22 protein-coding genes, 1 tRNA gene and 3 pseudogenes are annotated in these 25,328 nt (G+C 32.9%); 12 read left to right on the top strand and 14 right to left on the bottom strand.

Annotated elements, in window-relative coordinates:
* Window positions 1–77: 77 nt before the first annotated feature.
* The 4 genes from P5P90_RS04925 to recF form a co-directional block, all read right to left on the bottom strand.
* Window positions 78–1,145 carry a glycosyltransferase gene (locus tag P5P90_RS04925; RefSeq protein WP_278036092.1) on the bottom strand — a complete coding sequence of 356 codons (1,068 nt, stop codon included), beginning with the start codon at window positions 1,143–1,145 and terminating at the stop codon, window positions 78–80.
* Between the two features lie 6 nt (window positions 1,146–1,151).
* A complete protein-coding gene (locus P5P90_RS04920; RefSeq protein ID WP_278036091.1) occupies window positions 1,152–1,826 on the bottom strand; it encodes a DUF2461 domain-containing protein in 675 nt (224 codons plus the stop codon).
* A gap of 17 nt (window positions 1,827–1,843) precedes the next feature.
* Window positions 1,844–2,230, bottom strand: a complete 387-nt coding sequence (locus tag P5P90_RS04915) for a rhodanese-like domain-containing protein (RefSeq protein ID WP_278036090.1) — start codon at window positions 2,228–2,230, stop codon at window positions 1,844–1,846.
* Window positions 2,231–2,401: 171 nt separating this feature from the next.
* A complete protein-coding gene (recF, locus tag P5P90_RS04910; protein WP_278036089.1) occupies window positions 2,402–3,481 on the bottom strand; it encodes a DNA replication/repair protein RecF in 1,080 nt (359 codons plus the stop codon).
* 241 nt (window positions 3,482–3,722) lie between these two features.
* On the opposite strand from recF, the gene P5P90_RS04905 reads away from it, so the two are divergent.
* The 6 genes and pseudogenes from P5P90_RS04905 to P5P90_RS04880 all read left to right on the top strand — a co-directional run bounded on the left by P5P90_RS04905 (window position 3,723) and on the right by P5P90_RS04880 (window position 9,970).
* A complete protein-coding gene (locus P5P90_RS04905; RefSeq protein ID WP_278036088.1) occupies window positions 3,723–4,496 on the top strand; it encodes a tetratricopeptide repeat protein in 774 nt (257 codons plus the stop codon).
* A 95-nt stretch (window positions 4,497–4,591) separates the two neighbouring features.
* Window positions 4,592–5,167, top strand: a complete 576-nt coding sequence (gene ribH / locus P5P90_RS04900) for a 6,7-dimethyl-8-ribityllumazine synthase (protein WP_278036087.1) — start codon at window positions 4,592–4,594, stop codon at window positions 5,165–5,167.
* Between the two features lie 166 nt (window positions 5,168–5,333).
* Complete coding sequence (mutL, locus tag P5P90_RS04895; RefSeq protein WP_278036086.1) at window positions 5,334–7,232, top strand: DNA mismatch repair endonuclease MutL; 1,899 nt, start codon at window positions 5,334–5,336, stop codon at window positions 7,230–7,232.
* Window positions 7,229–7,974, top strand: a pseudogene (locus P5P90_RS04890) (rhomboid family intramembrane serine protease). Before mutL ends, P5P90_RS04890 begins: the two are co-directional and overlap by 4 nt.
* A gap of 33 nt (window positions 7,975–8,007) precedes the next feature.
* Window positions 8,008–8,880, top strand: a complete 873-nt coding sequence (locus P5P90_RS04885) for a rhomboid family intramembrane serine protease (RefSeq protein WP_278036085.1) — start codon at window positions 8,008–8,010, stop codon at window positions 8,878–8,880.
* Between the two features lie 43 nt (window positions 8,881–8,923).
* Window positions 8,924–9,970, top strand: a complete 1,047-nt coding sequence (locus P5P90_RS04880; RefSeq protein ID WP_278036084.1) for an endonuclease/exonuclease/phosphatase family protein — start codon at window positions 8,924–8,926, stop codon at window positions 9,968–9,970.
* Window positions 9,971–9,996: 26 nt separating this feature from the next.
* Here P5P90_RS04880 and P5P90_RS04875 read toward each other — a convergent pair whose 3' ends face one another.
* The 6 genes and pseudogenes from P5P90_RS04875 to P5P90_RS04850 form a co-directional block, all read right to left on the bottom strand.
* Complete coding sequence (locus tag P5P90_RS04875) at window positions 9,997–10,617, bottom strand: WbqC family protein (protein WP_278036083.1); 621 nt, start codon at window positions 10,615–10,617, stop codon at window positions 9,997–9,999.
* A 145-nt stretch (window positions 10,618–10,762) separates the two neighbouring features.
* Window positions 10,763–12,349 carry a signal peptidase I gene (lepB, locus tag P5P90_RS04870; RefSeq protein ID WP_278036082.1) on the bottom strand — a complete coding sequence of 529 codons (1,587 nt, stop codon included), beginning with the start codon at window positions 12,347–12,349 and terminating at the stop codon, window positions 10,763–10,765.
* Window positions 12,350–12,382: 33 nt separating this feature from the next.
* Complete coding sequence (dapB, locus tag P5P90_RS04865) at window positions 12,383–13,084, bottom strand: 4-hydroxy-tetrahydrodipicolinate reductase (protein ID WP_278036081.1); 702 nt, start codon at window positions 13,082–13,084, stop codon at window positions 12,383–12,385.
* Window positions 13,085–13,137: 53 nt separating this feature from the next.
* Window positions 13,138–13,695: a DUF5683 domain-containing protein gene (locus P5P90_RS04860; RefSeq protein WP_278036080.1), complete on the bottom strand. Its 558-nt coding sequence runs from the start codon at window positions 13,693–13,695 to the stop codon at window positions 13,138–13,140.
* A pseudogene (locus P5P90_RS04855) lies at window positions 13,695–14,593 on the bottom strand (ParB/RepB/Spo0J family partition protein). The gene P5P90_RS04860 and the pseudogene P5P90_RS04855 overlap by 1 nt, the downstream one beginning before the upstream one ends.
* Before the next feature lie 6 nt (window positions 14,594–14,599).
* A pseudogene (locus P5P90_RS04850) lies at window positions 14,600–15,371 on the bottom strand (ParA family protein).
* Window positions 15,372–15,570: 199 nt separating this feature from the next.
* On the opposite strand from P5P90_RS04850, the gene P5P90_RS04845 reads away from it, so the two are divergent.
* The 5 genes from P5P90_RS04845 (at window position 15,571) to P5P90_RS04825 (ending at window position 21,187) form a co-directional block, all read left to right on the top strand.
* Window positions 15,571–15,648, top strand: a tRNA-Pro gene (locus tag P5P90_RS04845).
* A 142-nt stretch (window positions 15,649–15,790) separates the two neighbouring features.
* Window positions 15,791–16,741 (top strand): thioredoxin-disulfide reductase, encoded by a 951-nt coding sequence (trxB, locus tag P5P90_RS04840; protein ID WP_278036079.1) that lies wholly within the window; start codon window positions 15,791–15,793, stop codon window positions 16,739–16,741.
* Between the two features lie 271 nt (window positions 16,742–17,012).
* On the top strand, window positions 17,013–17,339 hold the full coding sequence (locus tag P5P90_RS04835; protein ID WP_278036078.1) for a hypothetical protein: 327 nt from the start codon (window positions 17,013–17,015) through the stop codon (window positions 17,337–17,339).
* Between the two features lie 13 nt (window positions 17,340–17,352).
* Window positions 17,353–18,810, top strand: a complete 1,458-nt coding sequence (locus P5P90_RS04830) for a proton-conducting transporter transmembrane domain-containing protein (RefSeq protein WP_278036077.1) — start codon at window positions 17,353–17,355, stop codon at window positions 18,808–18,810.
* A gap of 13 nt (window positions 18,811–18,823) precedes the next feature.
* On the top strand, window positions 18,824–21,187 hold the full coding sequence (locus tag P5P90_RS04825) for a DUF2309 domain-containing protein (protein WP_278036076.1): 2,364 nt from the start codon (window positions 18,824–18,826) through the stop codon (window positions 21,185–21,187).
* 253 nt (window positions 21,188–21,440) lie between these two features.
* On the opposite strand, the gene P5P90_RS04820 is transcribed toward P5P90_RS04825, so the two are convergent.
* From P5P90_RS04820 to P5P90_RS04805, 4 genes are read right to left on the bottom strand one after another with little or no spacing between them, the layout of a single operon-like run.
* On the bottom strand, window positions 21,441–22,166 hold the full coding sequence (locus P5P90_RS04820; protein WP_278036075.1) for a head GIN domain-containing protein: 726 nt from the start codon (window positions 22,164–22,166) through the stop codon (window positions 21,441–21,443).
* A 2-nt stretch (window positions 22,167–22,168) separates the two neighbouring features.
* A complete protein-coding gene (locus tag P5P90_RS04815; protein ID WP_278036074.1) occupies window positions 22,169–23,866 on the bottom strand; it encodes a PspC domain-containing protein in 1,698 nt (565 codons plus the stop codon).
* Window positions 23,863–24,201 (bottom strand): PadR family transcriptional regulator, encoded by a 339-nt coding sequence (locus tag P5P90_RS04810; protein WP_278036073.1) that lies wholly within the window; start codon window positions 24,199–24,201, stop codon window positions 23,863–23,865. The genes P5P90_RS04815 and P5P90_RS04810 overlap by 4 nt, the downstream gene beginning before the upstream one ends.
* Window positions 24,202–24,214: 13 nt before the next feature.
* Entirely contained in the window at window positions 24,215–24,670 is a 456-nt protein-coding gene (locus P5P90_RS04805) for a DUF4870 domain-containing protein (RefSeq protein WP_278036072.1), read from the bottom strand.
* A 149-nt stretch (window positions 24,671–24,819) separates the two neighbouring features.
* On the opposite strand from P5P90_RS04805, the gene P5P90_RS04800 reads away from it, so the two are divergent.
* Window positions 24,820–25,272 carry a DUF4442 domain-containing protein gene (locus P5P90_RS04800; RefSeq protein ID WP_278036071.1) on the top strand — a complete coding sequence of 151 codons (453 nt, stop codon included), beginning with the start codon at window positions 24,820–24,822 and terminating at the stop codon, window positions 25,270–25,272.
* Window positions 25,273–25,328 lie beyond the last annotated feature (56 nt).

Here is a 25,328-nt window from a genome sequence, read left to right as displayed (position 1 = left end):
CGTCTTATATGGTTGAAAAAAGCTTCAGATTAAACAGGATTTTAGGGAAACTTAATGTTTCTTAATTTCTTAATGGTTTAAAATGGATTCCTGCTGTCAATCAATTCATGGTATTTATCAGCAATGATTTTCATATTGATATTGTAGTTTGTATGGGTTTCGATAAATTGTCGGTTTTCCAAGACGGCTTTATTTCGAATAATTGGATTTTCAAACGCCCATAGGATTTCATCAGCGAGCATTTCAGTATTATCAACGGTAATCAATTGTCCATTTTCCCGATGACGAATCCAACTCTGGTTCCCGGCAATGTTAGAAACTATTGGGTAGCAACCGCAAGCCATGGCCTCGAATAACGAAGCAGAAACGCCTTCGGTTATGGGCATACTGATGTAAATGTTGGATTGATGTAATAATTCCGGAAGTTTGCTGTTTGGGATCCTTCCTTTGAAAGTTACCTTGTCTTCGATTTGCAATTTTTTAGCCAAATCTTTCAAGTATTCTAGCCTATTTCCATCGCCAACAATGCTTAAATGAAAAGCAATTCCTTTTTGATTTATAAAGGAAAAAGCTTGTAAAATAACTTCATGTTTGTATTCTGGTAAAAGAGAGCGAGTCACAATGGCTCTTATTTTTTCGGCTGAAGCCGTATTTTTATATTCGAATTTTTCTAAATCAATACCTTTGGGTAAAACCAAAACTTTTTGCATATCCACATTCGAATTTTTCATGTGTTCCGCCATAATTGGACCCCACGCATGAATAAGCGTAGCTTTTTGAAAGGCGTAGTTTTGTAAAATTCTCTTAAACGGAATAGTGATAGCACCTTCGGGCCATAAATCGGTTTTGCCTTGTTGGGCAATAGCTATGACTTTCATTCCGGAAATTGCCGCCAAAAATCCATAACTAGTGGTTCGTTCGGCAATAACCATATCAGGCTTTTCCTCACGGATATTTTTTCGAATAGAAAAAGGGGCGAAAATAAATTCCAGGGTTCTTAGGATTCTGTTGAAAAAAGTATCGTTTGATGTTTGTAATTCCCAGATGATGATTTCAAAATTCCCAAATTCCTTCAAGCCGTTCATCCAGGTAATGGCATCGGCACGGTAGCTTTCTCCCAGAAAAAGTATTTTTCTTTTTTTCATTCCGTATTATTCGTCGACTGTTACAGCACGATTCATGAATTCGTTCAAAGGTTTTAACACTATTAATTTCTGACTCATTTTGGCAACAAAATCTTTTTGAGTTACTTCGCTTATATCAAATTTTTGAAGAGTTTCAAAACTTTTCAATTTTAAAAATTCTATCGCAGGATGGTCTTTTTCGTAGCCTCTTGGAGGAGTTTTGAGTAGGTACTTTTCGTTGCGTGAAAAATCGCCAAATTCTTTTTTGAAATTGGGTTCCGCTAAAATGGCTTCCAAATCATCATAGAAAAACGCAATTTCTTTGCGTATTTTTTTTAAATCATCAGCTTCAGGAGCGTAGAAACCACCAGCAATAAAACTGCCACCTCTTTCAATATGAATATAATATCCAGAACGATTGAGGTTCTTAGAGCCCGAAGATAACCAAACACCCAAATGCGCTTTGTAGGGAGATTTATCTTTAGAAAAACGAATATCACGATTGATTCTAAAGGTGCAATCTTTGATTTCAAGCATTTCCAAAGCCGGATCCATAGGTTTCATTACATCTAAAAAAGCAGCTACTAATTGATGGTAGTCTTTTTTGAATACTTCGTATCTTTTTTTATTTTCTTGAAACCATTCACGGTTGTTATTGTTCCTTAAATCGTCAAGGAATTGTATTGATTCTTTGCTAAGCATTGAGAAGTTTTTTTAAATTATTTTTTTTGGTTTTCTGAAGTCCATTGTAGAAAACCGCCATCAAGATTATAGATTTTTTTAAAACCTAATTCGGCTAGTTTTTCAGATGCTTTTAAACTTCTTTTTCCACTTCGACAATACACATAAACGGCTTTGTTTTTGTCTAGCTTTTGTACTTCGTGTTCAAAATGACTTCCTTGCCAATCGATGTTTAAGGCGTTATCAATGTGTCCTTCTGTATATTCAGTAGGAGTTCGTACATCTAATAGTTGTGGCTTTTTTGAACTCTTTATTTCTTTTGCGAAAGCTTTGACTTCAATTGTTTTAATGGATTCTGAAGTTTGACTTTGGCAAGAAATTATGGTGAATAAAATAACGAGTGTTAGTAAGGGCTTGAATTTCATGGAATTTGAATTTTAATAATATCAAAAATAATCAAAAAGGATAGGTTTTCTTTAGTTTGTGATTTTTTTTGCCACGGATTTTACTGATTTAAATGGATTTTTCCTTTTTTCTTAGCTAGAAAAACTTGGTGTACTTTGCGAAAATCTTTTTATACTCTGTGGTAAAAAAAATTATAAGTTGAATATCTTATATGATTGATGCGTTGATTTTACGATGGCTTCAGTTCTTTCCGGATGAGTATCTGAAATGAAAAGTTGTCCAAAAGTGTCTGAATTCACCATTTCGACAATTTTGGCAACGCGAGTTTCGTCTAGTTTGTCAAAAATATCATCAAATAATAAAATTGGTTTTACGCCACTTTGTTTTTTAAGAAATTCAAACTGTGCTAATTTTAAGGCAATCAAAAAGGACTTTTGCTGTCCTTGTGAACCAAATTTTTTAATAGGATGATTATCGATTTCAAAGGACAAATCGTCTTTGTGGATTCCGTTGCTGGTATAGTGTAAAGCGCGATCTTTATTGATGTTTTCTTGTAAAAGGCTCAATAAATCTTTTTCAAACAAATGACTTTCATAGACTAATTGTACCGATTCTTCCGAACCTGTAATCGCATGATGGTGCTTACTGAAAATAGGTATAAATTCGGCTACGAATTCTTTTCTTTTTTCGAAAATATATTTTCCAAATTCGTTAAGCTGTTCGTTGTATATCGATAAGGTATCATTGTCAAAAACATGGTTCAAGGCAAAGTATTTCAACAAAGCATTTCGCTGACTCATTACTTTTTGATATTGAATTAATTGTTGGAGGTACAAAGAATCGAGTTGCGAAATAATACTGTCAATGAACTTTCGGCGGGTTTCACTACCTTCGATGATTAAATCCCTGTCGGCTGGCGATATAATTACCAGCGGAATAAAACCAATATGATCTGAAAATTTTTCGTAGGCTTTGCCGTTACGTTTTAATATTTTCTTTTGTCCTTTTTTTAAGCTGCAAACGAGTTGTTCGGTTCGGTCATTTTTGATGAATTCGGCATCAATAACAAAAAACTCTTCTCCGTGTTTGATATTTTGAACCGCCAGCGGATTAAAGTAACTTTTACCATAAGATAAATGGTAAATAGCGTCTAGAACATTGGTTTTTCCAATACCATTTTTACCCACAAAACAAATAATTTTACCATCGAATTCGAAACTGGCTTCTGAAAAATTTTTATAGTTGAATAAAGAAATTTTTTTTAAATACATTGTAGGCTAGGCTGCTATTGAGGGAATTACTAGTTTTAGTTTTGCTCTTAAATAAGGCTGCAAATTATTGAAAAATATCGATATAATGGGCTATTTGATTTAATCTGTTGAAAAAAAGCAAGCTTAAATCGCCGTTATTTCAATAAATAGAAAATATTTTCCTTTTAGTTATAAAAAATAGGATTTTTTGCGTGGGTTTGAATAAAAATTTTATTTTTGCGGTTCACTAAATTATTTATAAATGGCTACGTACAATAAAAGAGGATATAAAGCACCAAAAGAAAAAGAAGTAAAAGAGGTAGTAGAAGAAGTAGTAATTGATGAAAAAAACAGTACAACTGCTGAGGTTTTTTCTAAATTAGATGAAACTGCATCAAAAACGGAAGACTGGGTTGCTAAAAACCAAAAAATTATTATTGGTGTAGTAGGAGCGATTGCTTTACTAACAGTAGGTTATTTAGGATACCAAAAATTAGTTGCAGAACCAAAAGAGGATGAAGCAGCGAGTGAAATGTTTGTGGCACAACAAAACTTTCAACAAGCTGTGAATGGAGTAGCAAGTGACTCTTTATACAAATTAGCTTTGAATGGTTCTGAGGGTAAATTTGGATTCGTTAAAATTGCCGATGAATACGCAGGAACTTCAGCAGGTAATTTGGCTAATTATTATGCAGGTTTGGCTTATTTGAATACAGGGAAATTTGATGAAGCTATCGAGTATTTAAACAAATTTAGCTCTGATGATATTGTTTTAAATGCTTTGGCAAAAGGAGCCATTGGTGATGCTTATTCTGAAAAGAAACAAGACAAAGAAGCTTTTGACTATTATGTAAAAGCGGCTGAGTCTAATAAAAATGATTTCACTACACCTCGTTTCTTGTTGAAAGCGGGTAAAACAGCTTTAGCTATTGGAAACAAAGAAGAAGCATTGAAATATTTTACACAAATTAAAGAAAACTATGAGAATACTCCAGAAGCAGCTTCAGTAGATGCTTTGATTGGATTATCTCAATAAGACAGATAAAAATATAAGGATTGGTGATTGCAAGGAACTACTTGTAATCACCAATTTTTATTTATAAATTGAAAGACTTAATAAATATATTTAATATGGCAACGATTAATAAAAATTTATCAGTTTACGACAAAAGTTCACTTCCTAATGCAAAGAATTTTCGTTTTGGAATTGTGGTTTCGGAGTGGAATGACAACATCACAGAAGGTTTGTACAAAGGGGCTGAAGATGCCTTGTTAGACAATGAAGTTCCAGCTCAAAATATTATTAGATGGAATGTTCCTGGAAGTTTTGAGTTGATTTATGGTTGTAAAAAAATGTTGCAAACTCAAAAAGTAGATGCTGTTATCGCGATTGGATGTGTTATTCAAGGGCAAACAAAGCATTTTGATTTTGTGTGCGAAGGGGTGACGCAAGGAATAAAAGATTTGAATGTTCAAACCGATATTCCAGTTATCTTTTGCGTCTTGACCGATAATACGATGCAACAATCTATTGATAGAAGTGGAGGAATTCATGGAAACAAAGGAACTGAAGCGGCAATTGCAGCCATCAAAATGGCTTATATTCGTGAGCAGGCTACATTAGTACATGATTTTGCAAATAAAAATTTATTGACCTCTGGTGCTGCTCAATTAGGGGAAGGAACACCTTTAGAATTAAAAGAATAAATACTAAATAATTCATAATGAAACCTATGCTGTTTGTAGAAAATAGTATAGGTTTTTTGTTTTATTTATGATTGGTAAAGGCGTAAAAGCCGATAGAATTTTATTAAATTTGCTCGTGTTAGTTATCTTCTGAATTGCTAATTACGCTAAACCGAATACAAAAAAAATGTCGAGTATCATCCAATTACTTCCTGATCATGTTGCTAACCAAATTGCTGCTGGAGAAGTGGTTCAAAGACCTGCTTCGGTGGTGAAAGAGTTACTTGAAAACGCAGTAGATGCTAAATCAACAGATATCAAATTGATTATCAAAGATGCTGGCAAATCTTTGGTTCAGGTAATTGATAATGGAGTAGGAATGAATGTAACTGACGCCCGTTTGTGTTTTGCCCGTCATGCAACTTCAAAAATTCGTCATGCTGAAGACTTGTTTAGCTTGCATACGAAAGGTTTTCGTGGAGAAGCGTTAGCATCTATTGCTGCGATTGCTCATGTAGAAATGAAAACCAAACAAGCTCAGGAAGAACTGGGAACGCAAATTGTTATTGAAGGAAGTAAATTTGTTTCTCAAGAATCGGCAGTATTACCACAAGGCACTTCATTTGCGGTTAAAAATTTGTTTTTCAATATACCAGCCCGACGCAATTTCCTGAAATCAGATACGGTGGAATACCGTCATATTATTGATGAATTTCAGCGTGTGGCTTTGGCACATCCGAATATTCATTTTACGTTTTATCATAATGGAAGCGAAATGTTTAATTTGCCCATTTCGACCTTAAGACAACGTGTGGTTAATGTTTTTTCGGGTAAAACCAATGAAAAATTAGTACCTGTACAAGAAGATACGGAGATTGTTTCCATTCAAGGATTTGTAAGCAAACCAGAATTTGCTAAAAAGAATAGAGGAGAGCAGTTTTTCTTTGTCAATGACCGATTTATAAAAAGTGGCTATTTGCATCATGCGGTTATAGCTGCTTATGACGGATTATTGAAAGAAGGTACACAACCCAGTTATTTCTTATATTTAACTGTTCCTGCGAATACGATTGATATTAATATCCATCCCACTAAAACAGAAATTAAATTTGATGACGAAAGTGCTTTGTATGCTATTTTAAGGGCTTCTATCAAACATAGTTTGGGGCAATTTAATGTAGCTCCTGTTTTAGATTTTGATCGTGATGCTAATTTAGATACTCCTTATCATTACAAGGATAAAGATATGGATGCCGTAACACCTACCATTCAGGTAGATAGTACATTTAATCCTTTTGCAGATGATAAGGGTAACAAGCATTATGCGGCTTCAAGTTCTGGAAGTTCAAGTTCCGGTTCTTATTCCAATTATAAAAAACCAGCAGCAACTGCCAGTTGGGAAAGTTTGTATGTGGGATTGAAACAAGAGCAAGAAGCATTTCCTATAGAAAGTGCCGAAATTTCTTTTGAAAGCGAAGAAGTCACGGCTTCATTGTTTAATGATGAAGACGTAGAACACAGTGTACAACAGGTATATCAAATTCATAAAAAATATATTGTTTCGCCTATAAAATCAGGAATGGTTATTGTGGATCAACAGCGAGCGCATCAAAGGGTGTTGTATGAGCAATTTTTAGCTAATATGACGGTTCATCAAGCCTCGAGCCAGCAATTGTTGTTCCCTCTTAATTTGTATTTTTCGTCGAGCGAAATGGAATTAATAGCCGAATTGAAATTATCGTTAGCCAATACAGGTTTTGTTTTTGAAGAAACGACAGATGAACATGTCGTGATTTCAGGAATACCAGTGAATGTTACCGAAAGTGAAGTTTCGATGGTTTTAGAACAATTATTAAGTGATTTACAAGAAGGAATTCCTGAAAATAGCTTTAGTCAAAATGATAGTATTGCTAAGTCGATGGCAAAGAGTTTAGCGGTAAAAACAGGAACGAGTTTAACAATAAAAGAACAAGAGAATTTAGTTAATGGACTTTTTGCTTGCAAAGATCCTAATGTTTCTCCTTTTCAGAAACCTACTTTCATTACGATGCGTGTGGAAGATATAGATAAAAAATTTGCGATATGATGAATGTAACCGAAACGGTAAAACAACTGATAATAATTAATATTCTATTTTTTGTTGGCACATTGATAGTAGGAGATCCTGCTTATCAAATGTTGGCAATGTATTTTCCAGAAAATCAAAATTTTCATGGTTGGCAAATCCTATCTCACATGTTTATGCATGGAGGATTCATGCATATTTTCTTTAATATGTTTGCTCTTTTTTCATTTGGTTCGGCATTAGAGCACTTTTGGGGAAGTCAAAAGTTTTTGTTCTTTTATATTTCTTGTGGTTTAGGTGCGGCTTTGTTACATACTGGAATCAATTATTATTATTTTAATGATGCTATAAAAATATTAGAAGAAAATGGTTTTCAAAAAACGGAAATATTGAAGCTATTAAATCAAGGGCAGATTAATACAGCTTGGCAAACCATATTATCACCATCAGAATATCAAAATTTTGTAGAAGCTTTTGCAGGTACTGTAGTTGGTGCTTCTGGTGCTATATACGGAATTGTTGTTGCTTTTGCATTTATGTTCCCGAATGCAGAATTGGCTTTGATGTTTATTCCTGTTCCAATTAAGGCAAAATATTTTGTGCCTGGTTTGGTCTTAGTAGATTTATATTTGGGTGTATCTGGACAATCAATTTTTGGAGGAGCAGGAATTGCTCATTTTGCGCATGTTGGTGGGGCATTGTTTGGTTTTTTGATTATGTGGTATTGGAAAAAAATCAGTTTAATAGCAACCGTTGGAATTAATTTATTGCATATCTATTAATTAAAGGAATAAGAATGAATATTTTAGACGATTTAAAACAGCAATATAAACTAGGCGGAATCGCTCATAGGTTGATTTATTGGAATATCGCCTGTTTCTTAATTTCCTTTGTTGTACCAGGGATTTTAAAAATTTTTAGTGTGGATATTGCGATACTACCTTATGTTAGTTTGTCTTCTAATCCAGCCGATTTGTTGTGGAAACCTTGGTCGTTTATTAGTTATGCTTTCTTCCATTTTGATTTTTTTCATATTTTATTTAATATGTTGGTGCTTAATTTTGCTAGCCAATTGTTTTTAACCTTTTTTACACAAAAACAGTTTTTTGGTTTGTATTTATTGGGTGCCGTGTTTGCAGGTCTAATTTTTATGGCTAGTTATTTTCTGATGAATATAGTTGCCCCTATTGTTGGTGCTTCGGCAGCAATAATGGCTGTTTTGATGGCTGTAACTACTTATCAGCCCTTAATGGAAGTTAGATTGTTATTGATAGGTAGGGTAAAATTATGGCATATTACAGCGGTTTTATTGATACTAGATTTGATGCAGCTCCGTTTGGATAATATGGGAGGTCATATTTCACATTTGGCAGGTGCTTTATTTGGTTATATTTATATTAAAACGCTGCAAAATGGAAATGATATGAGTGTTGTTGTTACTAAAATCATCGATTATTTTGCTAATGGTTTTAGAACGACACCGGCAACACCGTTTAAAAAAGTACATAAAAATTACAATAGACCTGTAGAGCAACGCACTACTTCTAGAATAATTACAAAAGATAAAACACAGCAACAGATTGATGAAATTTTAGATAAAATTAGTCAGTCGGGTTATGATAGTTTAACAAAAGAGGAGAAGGATTTTTTATTCAAATCAGGTAAATAATGGTTTGAAGTTTGTGGGGACTTTGGACATTAAATAAAATAAAATGAAAAATCTTTCGTGGTTCAACAGAGGGATGTTTGTTTTAAACATTATCCTCATAGTCGTTACTTTTATCGCTTATGTGTTGCCCTTTTTGGCACCTAAAATTTTTCCGTTATTATCGGTAGTAACCCTGTTCATGCCTGTTTTTTTCATTTTGAATGCTTTCTTTTTCTTGTATTGGGGATTGCAATTGAAAAAAAGAATGATGTTGTCTGGTTTAGTGCTTTTAATTGGAATTACATTTATAAATAAGTTTTATAAATTCACTACTAAAGAATACACAGAAAGCGAGAACGACTTTGTGGTAATGAGTTATAATGTTCGGCTGTTTAATTTGTTTAAATGGCAAGATAAGGCTGATATTCCTGAAACCATTTTAGCCTTTATCAATGATAAAAATCCTGATATTTTATGTGTTCAAGAATATTCTAATTCGGCTCACATAGATCTAAAAGTCTATCCACATCGCACGATATTTATGGATGGTGACCAAATTAAAACGGGGCAGGCTATTTTTTCAAAATATCCAATATTAGATCAGGGTAAAATTGTTTTTCCAAATTCGAATAATAACGTTGTTTATGCGGATATTAAACGAGGAAAAGATATTATTAGAGTGTACAATATGCACTTACAATCCATTAAAATTTCACCTGATGTCAATGAAATTTCAGATAATATTGATGTGATTGACAAAGAAAAATCACAAGCTATGTTTATGCGAATTAGCAAAGCTTTTAAACAACAACAGCAACAAGCAGAAATTTTAAAAGAAAATTTAAAAGAATGTGAATATCCCGTTATTATTTGTGGGGATATGAACAATAGTGCTTTCTCTTATGTGTATCGTATTATAAAGGGGAGGCTAAGAGATTCCTTTGAGGAGGCCGGAAAAGGATTTGGGCAAACCTATCGTTTTAAATATTACCCTGCCCGAATAGATTACATCTTTGCTGATAGAAAAATGCAAGTGAAAAAATTTGAGACTTTTCCTGAATTCGATAATTCGGATCACTTTCCTATAATGGCTAAATTATCGATGGAGTAGTAATTTATAAGCTATTTTATGATAAATTACAGAATTAGTTTCTGGGATTTTAAGTAGTCAACTGTGAATTTCCCTTCGTTAAATAGTAAATCCAGAATACTTAGGTTGTTAATAAAACCAAACTTATCATCAAAAACCTGAGTATAAGGCTCGAATACAGACTTGTCTTTTTTTCCATTTACCAGATAACGATAATCCAACGTATTTTGATCTACTTCATGAAAATATTCTGTAGTGGTTTCGAAGTTAAATTTGGTTCGCATGCATTTCGAAATCAGCTCTAAAACTTCAAAATTCATATCCATTAAAAAGTGATGTTTCTTTTCGAAAAAAGGAACAAAATCATCTTCGAAAAATTCAAAAAATGGCGAACTTCGATAAGCAGCTTCAAGTGATTTAAAATGCTGTTTTTGCCAGTCAAAATCGTTTTCTATCTGTATGTCTTTTGTTTTTTGATGACTTGTCTTAGAATGTTTAATTGGAATATTCAAGAGTTGGATTCCATTTGGACTGTAGATATAAGTGCGATTTCTATTGGTTTGTTTCTGAAAATTATCTTCCATTTCAAATACGATACTTTCGGCTTGTAGTAAAGCTACAAAATGGCTAATCGAAGGGAAATAGGATGGATGTAGTAAGGTTTTCATTTGTACCAGCTTGAAATAGTTAAATCTATGTTTTTTGAATTCATTTTATATTTTTTTGCCACAGATTAAAAAGATTAAGAACAGATTAATCTGTGTAAATCCTAGTAATCTGTGGCAAAAAATATGAGGTTTTATCTATGTTTAATTAGATATCTGTTTTTGCTTTTCTTTTCTTCCAAAAATACTCTCCCACAAAGTAAGCAGCTAATAAGATCAAAAATATTTTGAAATGAGATTGTGGTTGACCTTCGCCACTAACGGTTGTGAAAACTCTGTCCCAACGCACTTTGTTTAAGCCTTTTCCATTAGGATCTAAACTCATCCATATAAAGACAGGTTTACCTACAATATGATCTTCTGGAACGTAACCCCAATAACGGCTATCTTCAGAATTATGACGGTTGTCACCCATCATCCAGTAATAGTTTTGTTTGAAGGTGTAGCTATTTACCACTTTACCATTCAAACGAATTTCATTTCCAGTTACTTTTAATTCATTTGGGTTTCCATTGTCATCTTTTTCGTATGAGGTGATGATTCTTTGATAAAACGGCAAGCTTTCTAAAGTAAGAGCCACCGTTTTTCCTTTTTCAGGAATATAAATTGGTCCGTAATTGTCTCGATTCCAGTCAACATTATGAGGGAATACACTGTAAATACCATTTTCTGGAATATTTGAAATATTGCGAATGACAGCTTTTATTCCTGGATATTTTTTAATTTTTTCTACATTTTCAGAGGTCAATGCTGCAATTCCTACAGTGTCTTGTTGTGGACTAACATAATTAATTCCATCTGTAATGTCTAGTTCTTTGATAATGGCATTAATATCGATAGGAGTATTAATATCTCGTACTATTTTATAGGAGAATTGAGGTTTAGCACGTTCAGGTAGTTCTAACACTTTTCCGTTGATATAGATTATACCTTCTTTAATGGATAAACTATCTCCAGGGATAGCAACACATCTTTTTACGTAATTTGATTCCTTATCGATAGGTTTTATTACGCCGGGTTTTCCTTTTGGTTCAAAGAAATAATGTACAGTATCTACCGGCCAGTTAAATACCACGATGTCGGTACGTTTGATTTTATCTTCAATACCAGGTAATCTAAAATAAGGAAGTTGTGGGAAGCTTAAATATGATTTCCTTTTTAGAAATGGAATAGTATCATGCACCATCGGTAAAGCTACAGTAGTCATGGGAACACGAGCTCCGTAGTTTACTTTGCTCACAAAAAGAAAATCACCTATTAATAATGATTTTTCTAATGAAGAGGTTGGAATAGTGTAAGGTTGTACAAAATAGGTGTGGACAAAAGTAGCCACAATAATAGCAAATAATAGCGAACTAATGGTATCTGCAGTTTTGGTTGCGGGTTGTAAACTTCTATCTTTTTGGTAGGCTAGTTTTTGAGTATAATTAACATAGTAGATGTATAATCCGCAAGTAATTATTCCTAAAAGAGTGTCTAATTGACTACGTTTTCCAAATGATCTAAGTGTTTCTACCCAAATTACAGGAAACATAATTAGATTAATGATTGGAATAAAAAGCAATAAGGTCCACCAAGTAGGTCGACGGATAATTTTCATTAGGATAATAGCATTATATACTGGTATTGCTGCTTCCCATTTTTTTCTTCCAGCTGCCTCGTATAGTTTCCAAGTTCCTAAAAAATGAACGACTTGGATAATAAGAAAGAATACAAACCATTGAAATAGTGCCATAATTCTTTTGTATTTGAGTTAATTTATGATTGCTTATTGAATATTAAGAACATCTCTCATGCTGTAGATTCCTTGTTTTCCTGCTAACCATTCAGCAGCAATTACAGCACCAAGAGCAAATCCTTCACGGTTGTGAGCCGTATGTTTGATTTCGATGCTATCAATGCCTGAATCGTAAGTCACAGTGTGTGTACCTGGTACTTCGCCTGTACGAATCGCTTCGATGTGTATTTCGTTTTCTTTAGCTTCTTCTAATGTCCATGTGTTGTAATTAGTATTTTCAATAACACCTTGAGCCAATGAAATTGCTGTGCCGCTAGGAGCGTCTAATTTATGGATATGGTGAATTTCTTCCATCGTTACCTTATAGCCTTCGATGTTAGCCATCATTTTGGCTAAATATTCGTTTAAACCAAAAAATAAGTTTACTCCTAAGCTAAAGTTGGAACTTGAAATAAAACCACCATTTTTTTCTTTGCATAAAGCAATCATTTCGTCATAACGGTCTAACCATCCCGTTGTTCCCGATACCACAGGAACATTATTATTAAAACAAGCCGAAATGTTTTCAACTGCGGCCATAGGAACGCTAAAATCAATAGCTACATCAGCAGTTGAAAGTCCGTCGAAGGTATTGAATTCATCTTTTTTCAAAACAATTTCATGACCTCTTTCTAAAGCAATTCTTTCAATTACTTGACCCATTTTTCCGTATCCTAAAAGCGCAATTTTCATTTTTCTTCGTATTTAAATTGTTAAGAAGTTTTGTTTTCTTCTTACTGTTTTGATTAAAAATTATAGTTTAGGGTAAGCCCTACATTTGTTTTATAATTCAAATTGTTTTGATATACATTAGGTTTTATAGAGAGTTTATCGTCAACATTAAATTGCATTAAAGCTGCATCGACATTAGCATCTATAATGTTTAAGACATAAAAACCGACTACAAATAAAGAAGATAAATCTCGATTACGTTGGTAAAATTTTTGTCCGGCTATCAATCTATTATTGTCTAGATACGAATACTCGTCATCTGTATATCCTTCTAATCTTCTTTTATATGCATCTCTAAATTGGTGGTATTTTTTATTACTATCAATATAAAAATACAAACTAGTTCCAATGGCTCCATATACCAAAGGAATTTTCCAATATTTCTTATTGTAAGCTTGTCCTAAACCTGGTAATACAGCCGAGTAAAAAGCGGCTTTAGCGGGTGTTAACGGATCAATATCAACTGACTTTAAGGTGTCTTTTGCAACAGTGGTTTGGGTTGTTTTTTGTGCCAATACCGATGTGTTGCTTAAGAAGATAAGAAATAGTACTATGGAAATAAATTTATTCACTACCCCTTAATTAATTCGATAATTCGATTAAAATCTTGTTCCGATTGAAAAGGGATTGTAATTTTTCCTTTTCCATTATTGGCTACTTTAATATCTACATTATTCCCAAAATAGGAATTGAAAATTCTTTTTGATTTTCATCAATAGCAAATGAAGCTGCCTTTTCTTTAACTGCAGGTTTTGGTTTTAAACTTTCGTGATAGTTTTTAACCAAAGTTTCTGTGTCGCGAACGGAAAGATTCTGACTTACAATTTTTTGATAAATTTCAGTTTGAGCATCTAAATCTTCAATGTTGATGATCGCTCTACCATGACCCATACTAATAAAACCATCACGAATACCCGTTTGGATAATTGGATCTAGTTTTAAAAGGCGTAAATAGTTGGCAATCGTAGAACGTTTTTTTCCTACGCGTTCACTCATTTGCTCTTGCGTTAATTGAATTTCGTCCATTAAGCGTTGGTACGAAAGTGCGATCTCGATAGGATCTAAGTCATGACGTTGAATGTTTTCAACTAAAGCCATAACTAAAGATTCATTATCATTAGCAATACGAATATAGGCAGGTACAGTAGTAAGACCCACTAATTTTGAAGCACGCAAACGACGTTCTCCAGAAATCAATTGGTATTTATTAAAGTCTAATTTTCTAACAGTAATAGGTTGGATAACTCCTAATTCCTTGATAGAAGTAGCTAACTCTTTTAAAGATTCTTCGTTAAAATTGCTTCGAGGTTGAAATGGATTTATTTCAATAGCTTCAATTTCAAGCTCAATAATATTTCCAACAACTTTATCGGCATTTTTGTCCTCAACAGATTTGATATCGTTATCGGGGTCTTTTAATAATGCAGATAATCCTCTTCCTAAGGCTTGTTTTTTTATAGCTTTTGTCATAAAAAATTATTGGATGTCGTTTTTCTTAATAATTTCCTGTGCTAGGTGTAAATAATTAGTAGCTCCTTTGCTGGTAGCATCATAGTTGATGATACTTTCACCAAAACTTGGTGCTTCACTTAATTTTACATTGCGTTGGATTATTGTTCTCAAAAACCATATCATTAAAGTGTTTTTGAACCTCTTCTACCACTTGGTTTGATAAACGCAATCTTGAATCGTACATAGTAAGCAATAAGCCTTCAATATCTAATTCAGGATTGTGGATTTTTTGGATACTTTTAATCGTATTTAGTAGTTTACCAAGTCCTTCCAAGGCAAAATACTCACATTGGATAGGGATAACCACTGAATCAGCAGCAGTTAATGCATTCAAAGTTAGTAAACCAAGTGAAGGAGCACAGTCAATTATGATAAAATCATATTCGTCTTTAACGCTTTCCAATGCTTTTTTGAGCATGTATTCACGGTTTTCTTTGTCTACCAATTCGATTTCGATTGCCACAAGGTCAATGTGAGCCGGAATGACATCTACGTTTGGAGCCGAACATTTCACTACTGCTTCTTTTGGTGTATTGCTGTGTTCTAGAATTTGGTAAGTACCAATTTCTACACTTTCTACATCAATACCTAAACCAGAACTAGCATTCGCTTGAGGATCGGCATCTATTAATAATACTTTCTTTTCTAAAACTCCTAGGGAAGCGGCAAGATTTACAGATGATGTAGTCTTTCCAACGCCTCCTTTTTGATTAGCAATCGCAATGATTTTGCCCATTTATATATCTAAATTTTGAACTGTAAAAATACAATTTATTATGGTTTCTAAAAATCTATTTTGTTAACATTTGTTAATGCCTCATTTTGAGCTTTTATTTGTCGAAACGGTCTGTTTTTTTATTAAAAATAGATTTTTGATTTATTTTTATGAAATGTTTGCATAAGATAAAAAGTGTTGTATATTTGCATCCGCGTTACGGGGTGTAGCGTAGCCCGGTTATCGCGCCTGCTTTGGGAGCAGGAGGCCGCAGGTTCGAATCCTGCCACCCCGACCAAGAGGCTGACAGAAAAGAAATTTTCCGTCAGCCTTTTTTTAGTTTGTCTATTTTGGAATAGTAAAAACTGATTGTATTATTTGGAGTATTCCAATAATAAAAACTTATTTTTGTCTTGTTAAAAATTTAAAGAAATAGTAAAATGTCAGATACAATTGAAAAAATAAAATGCCTTATTATAGGTTCAGGACCTGCAGGTTACACAGCAGCAATATATGCGTCAAGAGCTAATATGAATCCCGTTTTATACCAAGGGATGCAACCAGGTGGACAATTGACAACAACTAACGAAGTTGAAAATTTTCCTGGTTACGTAGATGGTGTAACAGGGCCTGAAATGATGATTCAGTTGCAACAGCAAGCGCAACGTTTTGGGGCGGATATCCGAGATGGTTGGGCTACTAAAGTTGATTTTTCTGGAGATATTCACAAAGTTTGGATTAATGATACTATCGAATTACACTGTGAAACGGTAATTATTTCTACAGGTGCTTCGGCAAAATATTTAGGATTACCATCAGAACAACATTATTTAAAAATGGGTGGAGGTGTTTCTGCTTGTGCTGTTTGTGACGGATTTTTCTATAGAAATCAAGAAGTAGTAATCGTTGGAGCTGGAGATTCCGCTTGTGAAGAAGCACACTATTTATCAAAACTTTGTAAAAAAGTAACGATGTTAGTGAGAAGCGAGAAATTTAGAGCTTCTAAAATCATGGAAGAGCGCGTACGTAAAACGGAAAATATTACCATTTTAATGAACCATGATACTGTAGAAGTTTTAGGTGATAATCAGGTGGTTGAGGCGATTAAAGTGAAAAATAAAACAACTGGGGAAGTTTATGATATTCCAGCTACAGGTTTCTTTGTGGCAATAGGTCATAAACCAAATACAGATATCTTTAAAGATTATCTAAACTTAGATGAAACGGGTTACATTATTAATACACCTGGAACGGCTAAAACTAATGTGGCAGGTGTTTTTGTAGCAGGTGATGCTGCAGACCATGTGTATCGTCAGGCTATTACTGCTGCGGGGACAGGTTGTATGGCTGCATTAGATGCGGAAAGATATTTAGCTGCTAAAGAAGCTTAATAATTTTTTATAATTTACTTAAAGCTGTTTCGATTTTTCGAAACAGCTTTTTTTTGTCCTCTTTTTTTGAGATTTACTTAAATCGACTTCTATGTATTATGTTATTAATTGGTTGGTTATCATTGTTTTTAGTTCTTTTTTTAGAAGATTATTCTTTTTATAAAAAATATTTATGTTTTGTATAATAAATATAAATAAAAATTAATGCTTATTTAATTAGAATTTTGCTGCCTCAAAATTTAACACAATAGTAATTTTAAAATAATAAAAAATGGAAAAACTAGAAGCTCAAGATTTGGAACTACTAATGACAGAACAAGAGAAGTATCAGTTTGATTTGATTAATGGTGATTTTGAATGTGAAGAAGCCTCTAATATTCTTTTGAATTTAATTGATGAGAAAATTAATTTTCAAAAAAAGCTTCGATTACAAAAATGGGAAAAGAACCATGATTATGATCTTAATGCTACTGATAAAAGAATTGAAGAATTAGAATCTCAAAAAAATAAACTAATTCAATTTTTTAATCAAAAGAAAGAATTAGCAAATCAGGTAAAGATCAAAAGTATTGTTGAAATTACAATTGGTAACGAGTAATAAAAATTTAGTGATGAATCAAAAATCAAATCATAGTATCTATTCAACAATCCATAAAGAGTTAGAGTCCACTACTAATTTATTTTTTCCAAAGTTTATTTTTTCGATAATTAGTGTCCTTTTCCTAGGTAGTTTATCATTATTAGTAATTCATTTTAACGGTTTTAAAGACTATTATTTTGAAAATATTTTTAGAATTAACGGCTTTAGCTTTTTAATTTGGACAACCGTAACTTTTTTTAGCTCAATTGTTAGTAAGTATGCTATCAATTATCTGCAAGGATTCAAGTATCAAAACCGATTCATGATTTTATGTTTGGTATTTACTTTATCCGTTATGATGCTTGTGATAGCGAATCATATCGTTGTGTTATTACTCAGTTGGTTACTTATGGGCTTATTAATGTCGCAACTAATTGGGATAGATAAGGATTGGAAAGCGGCGAAAGCAGCTTTGCGTTATACCAGAAAGTATTTTATAACGGGATTTTGTTTTTTAACCATCGGTGTTTTAAATCTGGCTTTTTACAGTAATGAATATTACTTAGAGGAGATTGTAGCGCTGATACCTACTTTTCCTAAATATATTTTAATCATTTCGGCAGTTAGTATTATTCTAGCCGCAGTTGTACAATCGGCGATGTATCCATTTCACAAATGGTTGTTATCTGCAATGACTGCGCCCACTCCTGCATCTGCTTTAATGCACGCTGGTTTTGTAAATGGAGCAGGGATATTGCTTACCTTGTTTGCTCCGCTCTTTTTTAAGTCTAATTTATTGACCACATTGTTTATTATAGGTGGTTTTACGGCTGTTATCGCTCAGTTTACTAAATTAATTCAAGTTAATGTTAAGCAAAAATTAGCTTGTTCGACCATTGCTCAGATGGGGTTTATGATTATGCAATGTGGATTAGGTTTTTTTAATGCAGCTGTTGCCCATTTAATTTTACACGGATTTTATAAAGCCTACTTGTTCATGTCCTCAGGTGAAGAAGTTCAAAAATCAAATCCAAAGGACCTTAAACAATTAAAAATAAAACCATTGCAAGCCATATTAGTTCTTCTTTTTGGATTAATGGGAGCCTTACTTTTTGTTACTTGGACAGGAAAAGGGTTGGCTTTAAATAGTGGATTATTTTTAACATTAGTGGTTGCCATAACGGTAGGTCAGATTACCTATAACATTGTTAAAGAAAAAAGCTTTTCGGTTTTTCAAAAAATGGTGTTTCCAGCAATACTTTTTATACTAGGGATAGGGCTATACTCAATTACTTATGTGGGGGTAACTCATTTATTAGAGGATATGCCAATGGTAGATGTACCTACCAGAATATCATGGCCACAAATCATTTTTGGATTACTATTTCTTATCGGTTTCTTCATTATGAAATTAGGGGTTTATAAAAAGCTACCTTGGTTGTATGTGAAACTGTTGAATTTGTCTCAACCTTATAGAAAAACCATTTAAACAATCAATTATTATGAATTTAGATATTCAACAACATATCGATCAGGCTTCTAAAGTGATAGGAACAACTTGGCCTCTATATAGTTTTGTAGCATCAAATCAGTTAAGTGGTTTTGAAAACAAATCGTTTCTGAATGCTTTGAAAGAAGTTAATACACTTTATAATGCTACTGTTTTACCTTCAGGTAGTACTTTTCAACAAGCGTTAGAAACGGGAGAAATCTGTAGAGAAACACTCGCACTTCTATTAAAAGAAAATGGATTTGATAAAGAGATAGAAGAATATTTTGAGTTATTACATTCAGATGCAAAAAAGCAGCTTTCTAATCCATATGCAGTAGTAGACAATTTAATGATTAAATGGTTGTCTAGCTTTTTAGATGAAGGACAAGCCGAATGGGAGATGCCCTATAAATCGGAAGGCTTTTATTTTGCTTGGCGATTATTAGCTATTTATGACGATGAATTAGGTGTTTTAAAATTAAAAGATATTCCTAAAACAAGTGATGAAGCTTTAAAATCGGTCTTGGTTGATTATCCTGAAGCAGAGTATAATAGTATTTTTCAGAATCAACTCGCAGCTTTACCTGGTTGGGTGGGTTATATTAAATACAGAAATGATAACGCTACGCAATGGAGTATTGAGTTTCCACTTAGTGTAAAAGATTATTTGGCGGTTAGATTATGGATTTGTAAAAGATTAAATATTTCTATCAAACCAGAGGATAAAAGTCAAAATAGTTTGGATGAAAATATTCAATTAAAATATTTATGGCTTGAAGCCTGGGAGACAAGTTTACAGAAAAAACTAGTTGAAGAAATTTTGTGTAAAAATTCAGACGAACAAACAACAAATGAAACTAAAGTTGTAGATGCTCAAATGGTTTTTTGTATCGATACTAGGTCAGAATTGATACGAAGACATGTTGAGGCAAATGGAAATTATGAGACATTTGGTTATGCTGGGTTTTTTGGAATTGCCATGGATTATTTGGATCCAAAAGACAATATTGTTAGAAAAGCTTGCCCTCCAATTGTGAATTCGGCTTATACAGCTTGTGAAGTAGTACGAGAAGGTAATAACGAAGCTCATAAAGATTTTAAAAAGAAAAAGAAATACGCTAAGTTTTCGAATCATTTTTTGAAAAGAATGAAAAACATGTTGCCTTCAGCTTTTGGTTTTGTGGAGGGATCTGGTTTGGTGTATGGTTTTAAAATTGTAAAAAGATCCTTGTTTTCTAAATTTGAATACCAGTATTCATTAAAAGAAAATAATAGTGTTGAGTCCATTTTTAAGCCAGAACTCACTAAAAATGATATTGATATAGCTATTTCTCTAGATGAAAAAGTTGCTATTGTGAAATCGGCATTTATGTTGATGGGTTGGGAACAATTTGCACCAATAGTATTTTTTGTAGGGCATGGTAGTCATTCAGCAAACAACCCTTTTAGTTCAAGTCTAGATTGTGGAGCTTGTGCAGCAAGTCCAGGAAGACATAATGCTAGAATGTTAGCTAGTTTGGCTAATTCGAAAGAAGTTAGAAAACAATTGGCAGCGCAGCACCAAATATTAATTCCAGATTACACCATTTTTATAGGAGCAGAGCATAATACTACAACCGATGAAATTCTACTTTTTGATGCTAATACTCCTTCTTTTTATAGTGAAGCGCTAAAAAGAATCAAAAATAATCTGAAACAAGCGCAATTAGATGCTATTTCAGAAAGGTTAGAATCAGAAAAGGCATCACTTTCAGAAGTTTTTAATAGAGCAAGCAACTGGAGTATCACAAGACCTGAATGGGGCTTAGCTAGAAATGCCGCTTTTGTAGTAGGCTCAAGAGAACTTACTGTAAATTTGAATCTTGAAAGTCGCAGTTTTTTACATTCGTACAATTGGAAACTAGATACTTCAGGAAAAGCGCTGGAAGGAATTATGCAAGGTCCAATGGTTGTTACGCAATGGATTAATAATCATTATTACTTTTCTTCGGTAGACAATCAAAGATTTGGCGGCGGAACTAAAATAACCCATAATGTTACGGGTAAATTTGGTGTTGTCCAAGGTAATGGAGGCGATTTAAAAATGGGATTACCTATTCAATCTTTATATTCAAATGATGCGCAAATTTACCATAAACCGCTTAGGCTTTCTGTAATTATTCACGCTCCAATAAATAGAATTCAAGACATTTTGAATCGAAATTTAAATTTGAAGAATTTATTAAATAATAAATGGATTTATCTGATGGTTCTTGATCCAACTCAAAACAATCAGTTGTATAAATACAAAGGCTTAGATAAATGGGAATTAGATTTTAATGAAGAAATTTCGATTTCTAAAGAGGAAATACAAACTGTAGAAGCCTTTTGTTAAGCGTTTTTAGGACAATAGTATTGAATGTAATTTCTAATTAGTTGATAAACATAAAAGGAGCTTGACGCTCCTTTTTTATGTTGTCTAATACTAAAATCTTTTTTAGCCCAAATTTCGCTTTAGAAAATGCGGAATCGATAAAGTAAGTCTAATCAGTGTTTTTGAAATAAACAGTGAAATTTCCTAAATCGGGGTTAATCCTCACGGAATCATTGGTGTCATATTATCATAACTTCCAATGATTAATTCGGGTCTAATTTCCTTGAATACTTCCACCAGAACTAGTATTTATATCAATATGTTTTGGTTTGTTTTTGTATTCAATTTTGCTTCCGCTGCTGGCATCAGCTTCTAAATTTACCTTCGGATGAACAATGGTTTTTGAACCACTAGATGTTTCGGCTATGATATTATTGACTAGTAATTCTTCGGCGTTTATAGTGCTACCACTAGAGGATTCTGTATCAAGATTTAAAGCCAGTCCTTTAATGATAATCATACTTGCACTACTGCTATTTGCTTTAATATTGTCTATGGATAGTTCAGCTTCTATTTTTGCAGCACTTGAGGTATTTAAACTTAAATTATTTCCTTTGATTTTTCCGGTAGTTCTTATAGTGGCAGCACTATTAGCTGAAAGTTCTTCAAAAGTTGGATTAGTTACATAAACTTTTTGTTTGTGTGAACTAGTAGAGCTTCCATTTTTGTGGCTTATTACCAGTACTCCATTTTCAACTTTAGTCTCAATGTGGTCTTGAAGGTTCTCATCCGTTTCTACTTTGACTGATGAATCCTTTGCTTGTTTGATAATAACTTCAATTCCGTTACTGGTTTCTATACTATTAAAACTTTCATTAATCACTCTTTTTTGAGTAGTAATAGTACCATTACCTTCAATTGTAAAATGATTTATGTCTTTGCAAGAAAATAACAAAAGGACACTAAAAAATAGTAAACTATGTTTGAAAGTTCTTAGCATAATTAATTGGTTTTTATGATTATACCGTCTTTGTTAATTTTCAATTCTTTAATTTCTTTGTTCGAATTAACGATCGTGTCGATTGTTTGGTTTTCTGTATTTATTTCCTCTTCATTTTCATTTTCATCCTCATCAGGGCAGTTTAAACATTTTGCTTCTAATTGTCCAATGATATAAATCGGCTCGAAAGCATCATAATTAAGGTTGAAAAAATCATCGTTTGAGCGGTCGTAATCTTGCGCCGATTCGTCCATTTTAAAAGTCGTTCCTTCGGTTAAGAAAATAATTATTTCGACATGTTGATCTCTAAGTTTGTTTTTTAAATCGGTAATTAAATAATTATCAAAAATGATTTGGTTTCCAATTATTCTATAACCGTAGCGAATTTTATCAGCATTATTTCGGGCTTCTGCTAAGGATTTACCACTGGCTTCCTTTCCAATTTGGATATAGCTGTAATTTTCATTTGATTTCTTTATTTCAAAACGAACTTCATTTGAATAAATAATATCATTGTTGGTAGAATCGGTAGTTATTCTAAATTCGGCACGGTCATAGATGTCTTTTGAATAATAGTCGTTATGTTTGAATTTGATAACCAAAGTATCTTTCGGTGGAATAGTAATCGTTTGTTTTTCAACAATTCGACCATCTTTTGCAAAAGCAGATGCCTGCCTAATACTTAAAGAAATAACCAGAGCAATAGAAATTATCCATAACGCAAGTAAAGTATATTTACCTATGGGACCAATTGAATTAGTGTTAGGTGATAATAGTTTAAAGCCTAATAGTGTAAGGAAAAAGAACGGAATTCCAGCTGCAAAAAACATTAACAAACCTAATGCCCATAAAGGGAAATCAGTAAAATTTCCTTTTTCAACAAAGCTTTCCCATGGAAAATCTATAAAGGTATTTGTCCCTAAGGTGAATATTCCAATTAATAAAACAGTTAGAACGGCTAAACCTGAAATTATTAACGATACTCCTAGTACTTTGGCAATAATTCCTAATACGCTCATGATGAAATTTCCTAGTGAATTTCCAACTTTATTAGCTCCATTTTTTATTTGATTTCCATATTTATCATAATCGGCATTTTTGAATTTTTCTGAAACCGATTCAAATTCCTCTCTTACTTTTTTTTCAATGTTTGAAATATTGACTGGTTCCCCCGTCATTTCTAGTTTTTCTGATGTAGTACGGGCTTCTGGCGTTACTATCCAAAGTATGATGTACGCAATAATTCCTGTACCAAAGCCTGCAAATATTAGCAAAACCAATACAACTCTTATCCAAACTACATCAATGCCAAAATAATGACCTAATCCTGATGCAACACCACCAATCATTCCTTTTTCGCTATCACGATATAGTTTTTTAGTTCTGTAATTTGCAGTAGTATTTGTTTGTTGGTTTTTAGTCGTATTAGGTTCCTCTTCTATGATATAGTCTTCAGGTTGACCCATAATCGAGATTATTTCGTCAACTTCTTTTAAACCTACTACATGTTTATCGCTAATTTGTTTTTCATTCAACAATTCGGCAATTCTCATTTCAATATCTTTAATAATTTCATCCTGTCCTGATGAATTAGAAAGGGAACGTTTAATTGCGTCAAAATAGCGTGATAGTTTTTGATATGCATCTTCATCAATATGAAAAAACATACCGCCTAAATTTATGTTTACAGTTTTATTCATGACTCTGTTGTTTGGTTTGTGATTAGATTTACGGCATTGGATAATTCAGTCCAAGTACCATTTAGTTCTTCTAAAAAAGTATGTCCATCCTGAGTGAGGCCATAGTATTTTCTGGGTGGTCCGGAAGTGCTTTCTTCCCATCGATAGTTGAGTAATCCATCGTTTTTTAATCGTGTTAATAAAGGATATATTGTTCCTTCGACCACTAATAATTTTGCGTTTTTTAATGTTTCTAATATTTCGGAGGTATAGGCATCTTGTTTTTTTAAGACAGATAAGATGCAAAACTCGAGAACACCTTTACGCATCTGGGCTTTTGTGTTTTCAATGTTCATGATTTTTTATGTTTTACTTAATGAAGTTGATCGTTAAAGGATAATTGTATTTTTCTCCGTTTGAAGCATTAATTGATGCAATGATGATCAGAAAAAATTCGACTATTTTAATCAGAACAAATACAATTATACTTAAGATTCCAATGGTGATTAATCCAATATTTTCGCCATAATTAATGCCATCCCAAAAGAATTCATGGTCGTTTAGTAATGCTGTAAAATCCATACTACTAAAAATAACCGTTGAAAAGACAGGAATAGCAATAAGAATTAACACTAACGAATAGATGAATAAACTCAATTGGAAATTTAAAATTTGCTTTCCACTTTGATCGATTAATTCCGATTTATCTTTTTTGGTACTCCAAATGATAATTGGAAAAATAAAATTTCCAAAAGGAATAATGTACTGTGATAGCGCGCTTAAATGCGTTAAGGCTGCTATGGTTCTGTCGTTTTTGGTTTCCATATTTATAGGTTCTAGTAATTTCTTATACAAATATATGGCTTAAAGCAGGTATTATGTATTGCAAAGTACCGTAAATTAACATAAAATTAACAAATTAATCGTTTTTACTGGTGTTTATTTTTTTGTATATTGGTTTAAAATCCAAGTCAATGAAACTTACAACCGCTAATTTTAACCGATTTTTATTGTTTAAATTACCTTCGGCCTTTATTTGTGGTGTGAGGGTAAAAGAAATTACATTTAATCGATGTATAGTAAGTGTTAAACACCGATGGATTAATCAAAATCCATTTAATTCGATGTATTTTGCAGTACAGGCCATGGCAGCCGAATTAACTACAGGAGCCCTAGTAATGTTGCACATTCAGGAGAGTGCTAAAAATATTGGAATGTTAGTACTAAGTAATACTAGTGTATTTACTAAGAAAGCAACTGGACGAATTACTTTTGTATGCGAGAATGGAAACGAAATCCAATCAGCTATTGAAAATACTATTGAAACAGGACAAAGTCAAACTTTTTGGTTAAAATCTGTAGGGACAAATGAAAAAGGGGAGCAGGTTTCCGAAATGACTTTTGAATGGACTATTAAATTAAAATAAAGAACACTTTCATAAGATTATTTGTGAAAGTGTTCTTTGGTTTAAGCTTGGTTAGC

The organism is Flavobacterium nitratireducens (genome assembly GCF_029625335.1).
Classification (GTDB): domain Bacteria; phylum Bacteroidota; class Bacteroidia; order Flavobacteriales; family Flavobacteriaceae; genus Flavobacterium; species Flavobacterium nitratireducens.
The sequence above is the reverse complement of the archived record's forward strand: the minus strand, read 5'-3'. Positions and strand labels throughout refer to the sequence as shown.